Source organism: Chryseobacillus diguaensis, from assembly GCF_049220665.1.
Taxonomy (GTDB): Bacteria; Bacillota; Bacilli; order Bacillales; family Bacillaceae; genus Metabacillus_B.
The window spans coordinates 62,010-76,489 of record NZ_JBMKNV010000006.1 but is presented as its reverse complement, the minus strand read 5'-3'; the positions used below and the strand labels follow the sequence as shown (position 1 = coordinate 76,489).

13 protein-coding genes are annotated in these 14,480 nt (G+C 40.8%); 12 read left to right on the top strand and 1 reads right to left on the bottom strand.

What is annotated here, in order from left to right; translation table 11 throughout:
• Position 1 precedes the first annotated feature (1 nt).
• Positions 2-829 (top strand): carbohydrate ABC transporter permease, encoded by an 828-nt coding sequence (locus ACOT8F_RS11510; RefSeq protein ID WP_421652034.1) that lies wholly within the window; start codon positions 2-4, stop codon positions 827-829.
• Between the two features lie 32 nt (positions 830-861).
• Here the strand turns inward: ACOT8F_RS11510 and ACOT8F_RS11505 are convergent, their stop codons facing one another.
• Complete coding sequence (locus tag ACOT8F_RS11505; RefSeq protein WP_421652033.1) at positions 862-1,635, bottom strand: alpha/beta hydrolase; 774 nt, start codon at positions 1,633-1,635, stop codon at positions 862-864.
• A 169-nt stretch (positions 1,636-1,804) separates the two neighbouring features.
• Between ACOT8F_RS11505 and ACOT8F_RS11500 the strand changes: the two genes are divergently transcribed.
• The 11 genes from ACOT8F_RS11500 to proC all read left to right on the top strand — a co-directional run bounded on the left by ACOT8F_RS11500 (position 1,805) and on the right by proC (position 14,413).
• A complete protein-coding gene (locus ACOT8F_RS11500) occupies positions 1,805-2,230 on the top strand; it encodes a DUF4309 domain-containing protein (protein ID WP_421652032.1) in 426 nt (141 codons plus the stop codon).
• A gap of 53 nt (positions 2,231-2,283) precedes the next feature.
• Positions 2,284-2,424, top strand: a complete 141-nt coding sequence (locus ACOT8F_RS11495) for a hypothetical protein (RefSeq protein WP_421652030.1) — start codon at positions 2,284-2,286, stop codon at positions 2,422-2,424.
• A gap of 123 nt (positions 2,425-2,547) precedes the next feature.
• Positions 2,548-3,858, top strand: a complete 1,311-nt coding sequence (locus ACOT8F_RS11490) for an MFS transporter (protein WP_421652029.1) — start codon at positions 2,548-2,550, stop codon at positions 3,856-3,858.
• A gap of 9 nt (positions 3,859-3,867) precedes the next feature.
• Entirely contained in the window at positions 3,868-4,770 is a 903-nt protein-coding gene (locus ACOT8F_RS11485) for a dihydrodipicolinate synthase family protein (RefSeq protein ID WP_421652027.1), read from the top strand.
• Positions 4,771-4,952: 182 nt separating this feature from the next.
• Complete coding sequence (locus ACOT8F_RS11480) at positions 4,953-5,927, top strand: 2-hydroxyacid dehydrogenase (protein ID WP_421652026.1); 975 nt, start codon at positions 4,953-4,955, stop codon at positions 5,925-5,927.
• A 169-nt stretch (positions 5,928-6,096) separates the two neighbouring features.
• Complete coding sequence (locus ACOT8F_RS11475) at positions 6,097-6,855, top strand: IclR family transcriptional regulator (RefSeq protein ID WP_421652025.1); 759 nt, start codon at positions 6,097-6,099, stop codon at positions 6,853-6,855.
• Positions 6,856-6,859: 4 nt separating this feature from the next.
• Complete coding sequence (locus tag ACOT8F_RS11470) at positions 6,860-7,090, top strand: excisionase family DNA-binding protein (protein ID WP_421652024.1); 231 nt, start codon at positions 6,860-6,862, stop codon at positions 7,088-7,090.
• A gap of 271 nt (positions 7,091-7,361) precedes the next feature.
• On the top strand, positions 7,362-8,765 hold the full coding sequence (locus tag ACOT8F_RS11465; protein ID WP_421652023.1) for a tetratricopeptide repeat protein: 1,404 nt from the start codon (positions 7,362-7,364) through the stop codon (positions 8,763-8,765).
• A gap of 625 nt (positions 8,766-9,390) precedes the next feature.
• Positions 9,391-10,281, top strand: coding sequence for a GNAT family N-acetyltransferase (locus ACOT8F_RS11460; protein ID WP_421652021.1), 891 nt, complete (start codon positions 9,391-9,393; stop codon positions 10,279-10,281).
• A 271-nt stretch (positions 10,282-10,552) separates the two neighbouring features.
• Positions 10,553-13,279, top strand: a complete 2,727-nt coding sequence (locus ACOT8F_RS11455) for a dynamin family protein (RefSeq protein ID WP_421652019.1) — start codon at positions 10,553-10,555, stop codon at positions 13,277-13,279.
• A gap of 297 nt (positions 13,280-13,576) precedes the next feature.
• Positions 13,577-14,413 carry a pyrroline-5-carboxylate reductase gene (gene proC, locus ACOT8F_RS11450; protein WP_421652017.1) on the top strand — a complete coding sequence of 279 codons (837 nt, stop codon included), beginning with the start codon at positions 13,577-13,579 and terminating at the stop codon, positions 14,411-14,413.
• The last annotated feature ends 67 nt before the right edge of the window (positions 14,414-14,480 follow it).

The following is a 14,480-nucleotide window of genomic DNA, read 5'->3' as shown; positions in this document are numbered from 1 at the left end:
TATGAATAAGAAGCCAGGTATCCTGTTCTATGTCTTTTTAGTTGTCTTTGTATTCTTTGTTATGTTCCCTTTCCTATGGGTCTTGCTAGCCTCTATTAAACCGGCAACAGAACTTTTCGGGGATAAGGCATTTACCCCATTTACGGACAAGCCGAGTTTACAGAACTATGTATCCGTTTTTATGAACTATCCTTTCCCGAGGTATTTGTGGAACAGCTTTGTAGTAGCTTTTATCACAACGATTTATACCGTTTTTGTGGCATCCTTTGCTGCGTATGCGATTGCAAGGCTGCAGTTTAAAGGGAAAACGATCATTCTAGGCCTTGTTCTTTCGGTCACGATGTTCCCGCAGATTGCAATCATTTCACCGATCTACATTATTATGAAAAACCTGCACTTAACAAACAGCTATCTGGGGCTGATCATACCTGATACAACAATTGCCCTTCCGCTGGCCATATGGATTCTCGTTACCTTTTTCAGAAAAATTCCTTATGATCTTGAAGAAGCGGCGAAAATTGATGGGGCAAGCTTGATGCAGACGTATTGGAAAGTTATTTTTCCGCTTGCAACACCAGGAATCTTTACGACAGCCATTCTCGTCTTTATTGCAGCGTGGAACGAATTCCTGTTTGCTTTAACAATTAATACCGACACAGATTATAAGACGGTACCGGTTGGAATTGCGCTCTTCCAGGGGCAATATACGATTCCTTGGGGCGAGATTTCAGCGGCTACAGTTGTCGTTACCGTACCGCTCGTTATCCTTGTATTAATATTCCAGAGACGAATTGTATCCGGATTGACTTCGGGTTCTGTAAAAGAATAAACCAAAAAAGAGGCGCGGGAAGCGCCTCTTTTTTAATCCTTCAATATATAATCAATTGCCTCAGGCATCCGTTTTTTGAAATAAATATAATGATGCTCTGCCCCAGGAATAATTTCAAACCTCAAATTTGTTACTTTCTCTTTTAAAAGCTTATAAACCGCATGGTTCCAGGCAAGGAACTCGCTGTTTATACGGTCGTCTTCCGCGCCTTCCCGTGCACCGCTGTCCATATAGAACTTTTCGATAGAAGACAGATCAGAAACAGTAATTAGTTTTTCAATTTTTTCTTGATTCCGGTAATAAGCAGAAGACAAAGCAATGGCTTTTTTAAAAATTTCAGGATAGCGGCAGACAGCATAGGTGGTAATAAGGGCACCTAGTGAAATTCCTGCCATATAAGTGCGGTTTTCGTCCGTACGGTATTTTTGGTCAATGGAAGGCTTAAGTTCTTTAACGATAAAATCTATGTAATCTTTCCCTTTTCCGCCTGTATCGCTTGCATATCCGAGTATTTTTTCGCTGTATGGGCCATTTATCCATGGGCAGTATTCATTCAATCGGCCATTCTCTTCTATATTCCTGTCAATCCCGACCACAATGACATCAATCTCATGTTCGTCAAGGTAAGCTTCTAATCCAAGAGAAGTTCCGTTGATAGCTCTTTCATCATGAAAGACATTTTGGCCGTCATGCATATACAAAACAGGGTACCTTTTTGAAGTGGCATGGTAGCTTTTAGGGAGATAGACAGTAATCAATCGATCAAGTTGAAAAGCTTTTATTTCAATGAAAAACTGTTCCAGCATGTTAAGCGCTCCTTTAGTGGTGTTGGAATTAATTGTAACTCGAAAAGAAGGCATTTGTCTTCCTTTTTTGGTTGAAAGTTTAATAGTATGAAATTTGTGGAAACTTTATCCTAACCTAGGAGGGATAAGAAATGTTTTCCCAACTTTTAAATTGATTTCAGCTGCCCTAGTGACTGGTACAGTATTCGGTACCGGCACAGCCTTTGGTCCAGGAGCTGCAAAACCTGCAAGCGAATTGTCTGTTTCTAACACTGCCTCTGTCAGCCAATTAGCGGTCGAGAAATTAAAATCAATGTATAAAACATCTCTGCAAGGTGAGTTTTCAAGAGATGTGATGGGTCTAAAAGTAGGTAAGAGCACAAAGAGTGACGTCTACAAAAAGATCGGAGCACCGCCAATGCACGCAGGGAAAAATAGCCAGTTTGACATTTATACAGCAGATATGGGACACCCAGGCTATGCCTTTGCTTACAACAAAGACAAAACTATTAAAGAAATCAGGTACCTCGGGACAAATGTAGAACGCCAGACGAGCCTTGGCGGCATCACTACCTATGTAATTGGAAAATTTATCGGTAAAGCAGATCAAATTTAAAAGTACCTGGAACAGGTGAAAAAGATTATGTTTATCATAGAGGAGGCTATGATTTGCATTTTGTTGTAGGAACAGACAGAAAGACAGCACATGTGAATCTGAAAAAAGCATATGACGGTTTGGTGAGCAGCGGCGAAAAGATCGCTGCTTTTTTAATTGCAGAAATCGATCCGTTCAGCTATTCAAGAAAATAATCAGATTTTTCTTTCTAATTATTGACTGAAACGCTTACATATAGTAGATTGTGAATATATTAAATCATCATTAGAATTGTAAAATACATATGTGATTTTAAATGTACAAAAGGGGGAAATGGAATGGAGCTTGAAAAAAGGGAGGTTCAAACACTGCCGCAGCCTAAAAAGAATTGGCGGTGGACGGTAGTTATTTGGCTTATCATTGGAGGATTGATCAATTACTTGGATCGGGCGAATTTATCAATAGCAGCCCCTGAAATGATGAAGGATTTAAAACTAAGCAACACAGATATCGGGCTTTTTGGGACCCTGTTTTCCTGGTCTTATGCCCTCATGCAGCTTCCGGCAGGATGGCTGATTGACCGCTTTGGGGCGAAAAAAATGTATGCGATTTCATTAGCTTGGTGGAGCATTGCTACAATGCTGACAGGAGCAGTAAACAAAATCTCTTCTTTTGTTATTGCGAGACTTTTGTTAGGTGTTGGAGAGGCTCCAGGATGGCCTGCGGGAGCCAAAATGACTTCATTCTGGTTTCCTAAAAAAGAGAGAGCCTTTGCAACTGGTTTGTGGGATTCTGCTTCGAAGTGGGGCCCGGCAATTGCGCCTCCTATCCTTGTCGCTATCATGGTAGCCTTTGGATGGCGTGCTTTGTTCTATATTACGGGAGCCGTCGGTGTCGTATTTGCACTTTTATTTGTTATCTTTTACCGCAATCCCGATAAAAGCAATGGTCTTTCAAAAGAAGAATTTGCTTATATTCAGGCAGAAGGAGCTGGCACAGAGGAAAGCTTAAGCCAATCAAAGATAAAATGGGCACAATTATTTAAATATAAAAGCATGTGGGGAATGATTTTGGGCTTTTTCTGTACCATATGGATCTGGAATATCTTTCTAGTATTTTTGCCTTTATATCTTGTTAAATCAAATGGGGTTTCTTTGCAGCAACTGGGATTTCTTGCTAGTATTCCATGGCTTGGCGGGGTGTTCGGAGCGATTTTTGGGGGATATTTGATCAAGCGTTTAGTAGACAGGAATATTGCTTCCCCCATTAAAGCGAAACGAATTTTAATCAGTGTTTGTGCAGTCTTGACAGCAATTGTCGTCATTCTCGTCCCTTTTTTCAGCAGCTTGGGAATAAAAATGACTCTAATGACACTCGCTCTGTGTTTTATTTCTGCCATAACTGGGAGTGCGTGGGCACTTGCAGGTGATATTGCACCGCCCTCTATGGTCGCATCAGTCGGATCTATCCAAAATTTCGGAGGCTATTTCGGAGGAGCTTTTTCACCTATCATTGCTGGAATCATAGTAGATCGGACCGACTCTTATTCTCTTGCCTTTATTTCGGGAGGCATCATTGCAGGGTGTGCCGCTCTTTGCTACTGGTTTCTTGTAAAAGATCCGATTGAGGAACCAATAATAAATGAATGAGGTGATCATGTGAATACAGAAAAGCTTGAGGGGATTTTTCCTCCTATTTCAACGATAGTTAAAAATGGAATTTTAGATAAAGAGGGAATGAAGTTTTTAATAGAAGACTTAATCGAAAAAGGAGTCAACGGCTTTCTTTTTCTAGGAACGGGCGGGGAGTTTGCCCACATGAATGCCGAAGAGAGAATGGATGCAGCCGAGTTTGCTGTCAAAACAGTAAACAGAAGAGTTCCTTGTTTAATAGGAACAGGCAGCACAAGCACTAGAGAAGCTGTCCTTCTGAGCAGGCATGCAGAGGAAATAGGGGCAGATGGAATCCTTGCCGTAAATCCCTATTACGCCAAGCTGTCAGAGGAAAATTTATTTAGGCATTACGGAGAAATAGCGGAAGCTGTAAAGATTCCGGTCCTTTTATACAACTTCCCGGATTTCACTGGAACTGACTTAAGCCCTGATTTTGTATTAAAATTAGTAAAGAAATATTCGAATATAGCTGGCATAAAAGAAACGACAGATGCGGCAGGCCATATTAGAGAAATGATTTTAAAAGTAAAAAAGGAAAGACCTGATTTTAAAGTATTCTGCGGGTATGATGATCACTTACTGAATACCCTTTTCCTTGGAGGAGCAGGGGCTATCCCTGCTAGTGCCAATTTTGCACCGCAGCTCACAATTGGAATTTATCAGTCTTTTAAAAAAGGCGATTTTAAAACGGCTGGAAAACTGCATCAAAAGCTGGCTGCACTGCTTCCTTTATATAAGCTTGACTTTCCATTTGTGAATGTCATAAAAGAAGCAACGAGAATGTGCGGGCTGGAAGTATCAACAGAAGTGCTGCCTCCTGCTTATCCTCTGTCAGAAGAAAAGAAGAAAAAGCTCACTGATCTGCTGAAGGAAGCTGAACTGATCTAAGAAAGGCTCTTTTCTTAAACATTGTTGCTTTCTCATCTATATTAGATGATTGCGATCAATATACAGCTGCGAATTTTAAGTAAAGATGCCACGTAGACAATCTTTTATAAGTGTTCTAACTCAAACCGAATAACAACAACCTTTGCGAAAACAGCTTAAGAAACAAAGGAGCAACGAAACGGATGGATACGATTATTTCGTATAAAAAAATACCTGAATATCTTCATGAAAGACTTGATAAGCATGGAAAAGTCTATTACTTTAATGAAATTACGGAAGAGAATCAAAAGGATTTTGAAGAAAAACTGTCTGAAGCCAGTGCTCTATTGGGCTCATCAATGAAAATTACAGAGGACCTTTTAAACAAAGCCCCTAACCTTCGTGTTGTAAGCAATACTTCTGCCGGTTATGACAATTTGGATTTGGAGGAACTGACTAGAAGAGGAATCATTGCAACAAACATTGCAGAAGCACTGGCCGATACAACTGCAGATTTAATTTTTGGCCTGATGCTTTCAGCAGCAAGGAGAATTACGGAGCTTGACCGAATCGTCCGGAGAGGCAGTTGGAATGAGGACATTGGTTCTGATCGTTTCGGTCTTGATGTGCATCATAAAACGATCGGTATTGTTGGTATGGGGGGAATAGGACGAGCTGTCGCAAAACGTGCCGCTCTTGGTTTTGACATGAAGGTTCTTTATACAAAGAGGAATCGCGACTTTGAAGCGGAGCGGGAACTTGGCGTTGTTCACTGTGAACTTTCTGAGCTTTTATCAGAATCGGATTATGTTTGTTTAACAATTCCGTTAAAGAAAGAAATGATCCATATGATAACAGCAAAAGAATTGGAGCAGATGAAATCCTCGGCTATTCTCATCAACGGGTCGAGAGGCAGGGTTGTTGATGAGGAGGCTCTGATCAAGGCGTTAAAAAACGGTGAAATTAGGGGAGCGGGTTTAGATGTTTATGAACAAGAACCGCTTCCAAAGGAAAGTGAACTTCTGAGCCTAGAGAATGTTGTGCTTGCTCCTCATATTGGATCAGCAACACAAGAAACAAGGAACCGGATGGTTGAGCATGGAATAGATAATTTACTGGCTGCATTAAAAGGGGAAAAACCACGTAATATTTTAAATCAAAGTGTGATTCGTGCCTGATATTTGTTTTTAGAGCATTTGCGGCTTAGGGCTGCAGATGCTTTTCTCTTTCATTTATATCTAAAAGCACGATCCTGAAGAATACGAGGATTCATTTGACGGTAGCAGATTCTTACAGTAATCTGTTGTTGTACTTTTAACATTGAATTTTTTAAACGGAGTGGTAAAGGTGTCAGTAAAATCAGCCCAGCGTGTGCTGGAAATATTTGAACTCTTAATTGAATATCCCGGTGGGCTTAATGTGAAAGAGATCAGTGAATCCCTTTCCTTTCCGCAAAGCAGCACCTTCACCCTTGTGAAAACATTGCATGAAGCAGGCTATGTCACACAGGATATGCAAAAAAGATATAAACTGGGCCCTAAACTCATTCATCTTGGAACAAGCGCGATGGATTCGCTTGATATCCATACAGAAGGACTTCCGCATTTGCAGGAGCTCATGCGAAGAGGGGAAGAGACCGTTTTTATGGCGGTTTTATCCGTTGATGAACTGGTGTACGTAGCTAAAATAGATAATAACCGTTCGATCAGGACAAGTGCCCAGCCTGGTTACCGAAAGCCGCTTTATTGTACAGGCCTTGGCAAAGCATTCTTGGCGTTTATTCCTCATGAAGAGCAGGTGAAGCTGCTTGAACATATTGAACTGCTGCCCATTACGGAAAATACCATTACCGATAAAACCGTGCTGAAGAAACAGCTGACGGAATTTCGAAAACAGGGTTATTCGATTGATGATGAAGAGAACGAAGAAGGCCTGTATTGTCTGGCCGCCCCGGTTTATGGCCCCATGGGGGACGTTAGGGCTGCAATCAGTATGGCGGGACCAAAAAACAGAATGCAGCACCGTAAAGACAAACTCGCAGAAGATCTGCTTTATACAGCAGAGAAAATTTCTGAAAGTATCGGGTATTTTCCTAAATCGAGGTGAATATATGTATTTGACAGTAAAAGAAACGGCAGAGCATCTATCTTTGCCGGAAGATTATATCGAAAGCCTGATTCAACAAAACAAAATCCGGGCTGTACACGATGGAAAACAATACATAGTCAACAAAGAGCAATTCAACAGCCATCTGGAGCAGCTTGAAAAAGCCAAAAAACAGCTGGCTGAATGGAATAATGAGCCGATACCGGAGGATCCGGATGTGAAGGATGAGGATTAGGAAGCTTGGGGATCGTTTTAGATTTTTTCTTGAAGTTAGAGTGTGTTTTTTGAGGATTTTACATTTTGCAGCGGTCGGATTGATTGACTCCTGTCCTGTAAGTTAGTTCGCCGTTTCCCTGTATTTCAGAAACAGTATAAAAACGGCAAGCGAAAAGGCCTTTTAACAGGTCTTTTTTTCATTCAATTGTCCTTCAAGTGCTGATAGTGCTAAAATGGAAGTAAACGAATGAAGCCAATGAGCGGATGGCATCAAGCTTGGAGGGAAACTAATGAGCAGTCAAATGCAAAGCATTACCGTTACCATGAATGAGAAACCGAAAGAGCTGAAAGCAACCCGAATGGCTTTTGACAACCGGATGAAAATTTTAGAGGCCGTGACAGATGCAGATGAAACCTTTTATCTGTTTTTTTACAAAGAACACTTTCTTCTGGCTAAGGAATTGAAACGCAAGGAAAACTCGCAGCTGTCTAGGTGTTTTCAGAATGGCATTGTACTTACCGCACCGCATCCATTGATTCAAACCTATGTTGATGAACATAAAACGTTTCCGCTAAAAACAGTAAAACTAACATTCAGAAACATGATGAAACAATACTCCCCGCAGGAAGTGTCCCTCATTCTTTCTTATTTTGACACGTTTATTCCAAAAGAAAAAATCACCGACATATTCAAAAAATTCTTTATCGATTACAGAAGAAATGGCCAATTTAATCATGCCTACCAAATCCTGATGGTGCTGCTTTCCTTTGATAAGGAAAATAAATGGGGCTTGGATATGGCTAATCAGATTCATTTTCAAAAGTATAAGCTTCTATATGAAGTGAAAGGGAAAGAGCTTTTTGAAAAGGATCCTCTTTACGGAGAAATGCTGTTATTCGGCAAACGTAAGGAGCAAGCGTCTTTTTCAAAGCTTCAAAGCCTTCATGCATCAAAAGGAAGATGGGTCGACCAGCTTGTCCTCTACATCGACCATTTCAAAAAGGGTTCCATGAAGGAAGAAGCTTATTATGACAGTTTCCTTAAACTATTATCCGCCCACTACTCCTCTGAAGAAAGAGCTTTATTGCTGTGGGAATCCTATAAAGGTGCTGTGAAAGATACGCGTTTGCTGCAAGAGCTTCTTGAAGCCTTTTTGAATCAGGCAAGATATGAAGAAGCCATTAATGTATTATGCGAGCAGACGCCAGAGGATCTTTCCTCATTGCAGAAAAAACAGCTGGCAGAACTGCTGCAAAAGCCTTCCCTTGACTATGAAAGCATTAATTTAGAAAACCTGCAAAGCTTTCTAATCAATGAAAATTCAATGGAGAATCTTGAAAAAATACTCCGTTCCGTAATTCCAACCCTCCTTGGCATCCGTGAGCTTGCAGCTGTCCATCTATGGCTGAAGCCAATTATTACGAAGCATAAAAAACTTCCAATCCTTAAAATTTTCCAAACCATGATGGACTATCAGGATGATCCTGAGCAGCAATTTTCCTTAGGAAAGCTATACCATCAATTTAAACTGTATAACCAGGCGATAGAATGCTTCAGCTGGGAAATGGAACTGCGCCCAGACGATCCAGATCCAGTACAGTGGATGATGAAAACCTACAAAGAGCTAGGCATGATCGAAGAATCAAAAAGCTATATGTCCCTTTACACAAGCATGCAAAAGGCATCGCGGTAAGGAAGGGATTTCTGATAGAAATGGGTTTTGTAACCGGGGTTTTGTTCATTTGAAGGGTTTTGTAGTGGGGATTTAGGGTTTTTTGAAGCGAATAGGGCGGAAATTGAGCTGGGAAGTTGGGTTTAAGAGCGCTGCTGGGGATTTAAGAGCGGCCCCCGAGATTTAAGAGCGCTCACGAGAATTTAAGAGCATTCCCCTAGATTTAAGAGCGCTCACAAAAATTTATGAGCGGCAATGCAGATTTAATGCAAATTAGGTCAATGATGAGCGAATTCGAAGAGTTAAGAACGTAAACGAAAGCATTAACGAGAAAAGTAATCATTTAATATAAGCTTTTTAAAGAAATGAGCACGTTTATAATTGGTTTTGAAAAGTTTATGCGCGGGAATTCGAAGTTTATGCGTGCGATCAAAAAGGTTATGCACAGGTTACCACCACATTTGAACGGCTTTTCCCTGTTACGCACAGTTTGCTTATCTTATTCACAGGTTTACCCCCATTTGCACAGCATTTCAAATTTATGCACAGGCTAATACTATCCATTCAACTCCTCCTAGGGGGTTGTCCACAGCTCAAAAGAAAACTTTTGCTGGTTTTTGGGGATAATTACTGGATTTCATCCGAAATGAAGGAATCAGAAAACCTTTCAGCGAATCCTAAGGGAAAAGAAAGAGAGGTGGTTGCTGTGACGGAATTAATCAGCTATGAAAGTATCAGTTCTTTTAAAAATGATGTTGTTCCTTTTTTGGAGTACCATGAGGCGGAGAACAGTCTGATTCTTGGATTGCTTTTGAATGTTAAAAAAGAGATTACGCCAAGGCTTATGGCTGCGATAAAAGAAGAGGGAAAACCTGTACTCGTTCTTTTCCAAACGATCCCGAGGCACATTGTGTTAAGCAAGCCGGGTGATATAAAAGCGGAGAAAGCGGCTCAATTGATGCTTGATACCCTTGATGAAATACCGGGTCTAGTTGGAGAAAAGGAATTTACCTCACAACTCGCTGAACAGATTGAAAAAGCCAATGGACGAAATTCAAAAGTTAATATGCAGCAGCGGATCTATCAGCTGAGGGAGCTTGAAAAGCTGCCGAGAGATTCAGGGCGACTTGTGAAGGTCGACAGGAGAGATCTTGATCTTGTCATTCAATTTGTTTACCAATTTGGCCAGGAAACCGGAGAGACGATGAATATGGCTGAGTCGGAAGAAAAGGCAAGGGAATTTCTAAGAATGGAAACTCTTTACGGCTGGGAGGTTGGCGGCAGGCTAATTTCCGTAGCCAATATTGCAAGGCCTACGAGGACCAACGCTACCGTCAATTTTGTGTACACTCCGCCTGATGAACGGAAGAAAGGCTATGCAACTGATTGTGTAGCTGCGTTAACCCGGCTCCTTTTAAATAAAGGCTACTTGTCCACAACACTTTATACGGATTTGGATAATCCCACTTCTAATAAAATTTATATGGAAATCGGCTATAAACCGATTATGGATTCGATCGTCATCCTTTTTGACTAGCCGCTATTTGGGGTTCTGGAGCATTAGCATCCAGAATTTTTTTTTCCCGTCATTCACCCTGTCCTTCATCAGACTCATTCTCATATAAACCTTCCAAATTTAGATAAAATTATTACGAAATAGCTTTATTCTGTATCAGAAATGAAATCTAACTGAAATGTGCTGAAAAAAATCTCTGTTAGAATACAAGAATAGACACCAAATGTGTGAAGAAATCATGAACGGGGAAACAAACAGTACAAAAGATTCTATTTCAACTTCGGAGGGTCATATGAGTTTAGAAAATCAGTTAAGCAAGAAAATCTATCATGAAACGTATACAGAAGGGCATGAGGAAGTCCATCCTGTCCAGCTGCTAGGGAATATGCTTCAGCATGAGCATATGGGAGATGTTTCTCATATTCGCTTTGCCCAGGGTGAGGTTTATTTCCTCTATAAAGATTATGAAGCGGCAATCTTTAAGTGGGAAAATATCGGCAATGAATTGGAGCAGTGGGCTAAAAAAAACATGGCAGATGCCTATGTTGAAATGGGATTGCTGCCAACAGCACTTGATCTGTATAAAAAAATTAAAACAGACAGTTTAGTACTGAATGTTGAAGTTTCTCTGCAGCTGTTTTCTCTCTACATAGAACAGGGCAAGCATGATCTGGCTGTAAATGCAATCAAAAAAGCTGTCATGCTTGATGCTGACTATCAGAATATCGCGTTTATTGCCAGTGCTTTTTTTGAAGAGCATGGCGATTGGAATAATGCGATTGAGCTGGCAGTTAACGAATCGATCCGTACCCAATCTGTCAAGTGGTTTGATATTGTAAAAGGTTATATTGACGGTGGTTATACTGCCCGTTTCCAGCCTGACTATTTCAACGAAGTGCTTATCATGATCTATGGAATCAATCCTGTATATTTCGAGCAGTTTGTCCTTTCCTTATGGAAAAGCTACAGTCTTAATAATGAACGGATTTTGTGGATTCAAAACTTTAATGAGCTTTTCCTTACGCTTGAAGCCAACCAGGCCCATAACTGGAGTGAACTTTCTGAGCTTTATAAAGAGACCTACTTTGAGCTGATTGCAGGCGATTATAAAATCAAAGAAATTTCAAAAGTCGTACCGGATCTATTGACCAATTGGCTGAAGATTACAGGGCAAAATCACATTCTTTATGCATCAGCAGCAGTACTTGCATGGAATGAAATATTCCCATCCAGCCTCCAAGCTTCCATTGTACATGATGCGGAGAGTCTTGTTTATGAAAACAGAACGTTTGCTAATGGCTTAGAGGAAAGTCTGCAGCTTCAGGAGGATATTAAACAATGGGCGCGGAAAAATGATATTGAAGCAGGCAGCAAGCTGAATTGGATGGCACAGGAGCTTCTTGACCTTAATGTGCATCATATGATGGTAGCAGGTGCGTCAGGAACGGGCAAATCTTCATTTATTAATTCAGTTCTAGGGGAAAATATTCTTTCGGAAGAAACGTCTTCTATCGTTATGGTGAAGGATGCACCTCATACGGAAATTAATGAGATTGCTGATACAGAAAATAACGGAGCCATTCTCGAATCGGATCCTTATGAAATTTTGTCAGAGAAGTATGGCATGCAGCACGATAGCACATGCGTCGAGTACAAGCTGCCGTCATCCTTTTTAGATAAGTACGGAGTGGCATTCCTTGATACTCCAGGGTTCGGCGGCCGTTCGACAAGCCGAAGCGACGTATCAGACTTTTTATGCCTTGCGGACAGCCTGCTGTTTGTCCTGTCTGCTAATGCGCCGTTTACAGAGCATGAGTTAGAAATTCTGCTGAAGATCAGGGAACAGGAACCGGATCTTCCTGTTCATTTCTTATTGAATAAAATGGATACCATTTACGATGAAACGGAAGCGGAAAGAGTTGCAGATGAAACACTGTCCAGAATTCAGCCATTCTTTCCTGAAGCGAAGCTGTATGCTTTTTCTTCTCATTATAAGAACAGCCAGCAGGCCGTTGACTTTGGCGATTTCCTTTCAGCTGATATCGTAAATACGCAAGTAACAACCGATCGGACAGAAAAGCTTTTATTATTTATTAAAAAGACTATTTCACATTTGCTGAACAAGCGTGTAGAACGGGAACAGGGCTTGAATCACTCCATTACATGGAATGAAGAGATGGTGACGAAGCTTAATGGCGCTATTCATCAGCTCGATGACTTGGAAAAAGACAAGATGCAGGCCATTCAAAAGCATTTCCGGGTCCTAAGAAAAGAACTGGAACGGGAAATGGCTGCTGATATACCAAAGCTTCTGCAGGAATGTTCGAAATTAATCAGGGAAGACAGTGATTTTACAAGAATTCATTTAGAGCTGAATGACGAAATGAATAGAAGAATTCAGGCCTATATGGAAGAAAAGCTTCTTCCTTCCTATTACCTGACGTTAATGGACTGGATCACTTCTTCCGAAAGAGAACTATTTGAGAGCCAGACTTATCTCAATGAAATGAGTGAAGGTTTTAATACACTGTTTAAAGAAGAAAGGATCCAGCTCCCTTGTGATTTCAAAATCATTGAGGACTGGAAGAGGGATTCAGAACGGATGACAAGCGGAGCACCGATTGGCAAGATCAATATCTTGCTTCGCCATACTCCATCTCAGCTCCTGCTGAAAGGAGCAGGCAAGCTTTTTGGTGCTATTTCTCAAAATAAAACGATGCTTTATAACAGATACACGCAATTTATCGCAAATGATTCCTATGAGGAAACAACAGAGGAAATCATTGAGAAGTTTATGGTCTCATTTGAAATGTTTGAAAAGGCACTTGAAAGAGATATTGCTCTCTTCTTCAGACATCCGATGCTGGCTCTTGAAGAGCAAGTGAAACTAACGAAGCAGGAAATTAACGTTAAGCAGGATCTGCTTGCAGAAATGAAAAACAGAGTGGATGTATTCAATGAAGCCGTTACTTTATTTGAATTAAGGCTCCGGCAGTATGAGTGGATGATCATCGGCTAAAAAGATCTAAACCAGCCAAAACAATCATGTTTTAGCTGGTTTTTTTATGTTTCAATAATAAACCTTAATGCAAAAATCCCGTTTAAAACATCTGAGAGCTATTTAAACGTGATAAAAAGACATTAGAGAATTCCAGCTCCAAATGTCAGCGATTACACTCGGTATCTGGCAGTTAACCTTACAACATGCTGCAAAACCCTTGAATATAAGTTCAGACATGTTAGTATAGGAACCGTTGTTTTTCAATTAGTGCGGAATAGGAAATGAGAAGAGAAATTTCTGTCAGGGGGAGATTATATGATATCCAATAAAACAATTGCTTTTCTAGGAGCAGGCTCAATGGCCGAGGCCATGATTTCGGGAATTACTGAGGCAAACATCGTACCAGGAAATCAGCTGATAATCTCCAATCGGAGCAATGAAGCGCGATTACAGGAACTGCACGATCACTATGGGAGTAGAGGGATTAAGCGAGAGGATTTGAATTTTGAAGAGGTTGATCTTTTCGTTTTAGCTATGAAACCGAAGAATATAGATGAAGTGTTGGATTCCATAAAAGACTTAATAAAGCCTCATCAAGTGGTGCTTTCAGTACTTGCAGGCATTTCTACATCTTATATGGAACAAGGCCTCAGAGATGGGCAGCAGGTAATCCGTGTGATGCCGAATACATCCAGCATGATCGGTGAATCAACCACAGCAATTTCACCTGGCAAGCATACCCGGATGGACAGTATGATGGATGCAAAGGAATTGCTCCGTTCCATTGGCGAGGTATTCGTCATGGAAGAAGAGCACATGGACATTTTCACAGGAATTGCCGGAAGCGGACCTGCTTATTTCTATTATTTAATGGAGCATATTGAAAAAACAGCTGAAGAAAACGGCTTAGATCGAGAAGAGGCTAGAAAAATCGGTGCTCAAACGATTCTAGGAGCAGCAAAAATGATCCTATCTCAGGATGAATCTCCTGAAGAATTGCGCAAAAAGGTAACTTCTCCAAACGGAACAACTCAGGCTGGTCTTGAAGCTCTAAGCGAATACGGTGGTGGAGAAGCCATTTCACAGGCAGTAAAAAGCGCAGCAAAAAAATCCAAACAAATGAGTTCAAATCTCGAAAAAGCCATTGTCTAACCATCATAACTAAGGGGTGTTTTCGTATAGATTGCTGCAAATTGTTTTGTTCTGAATCCGCATAAAG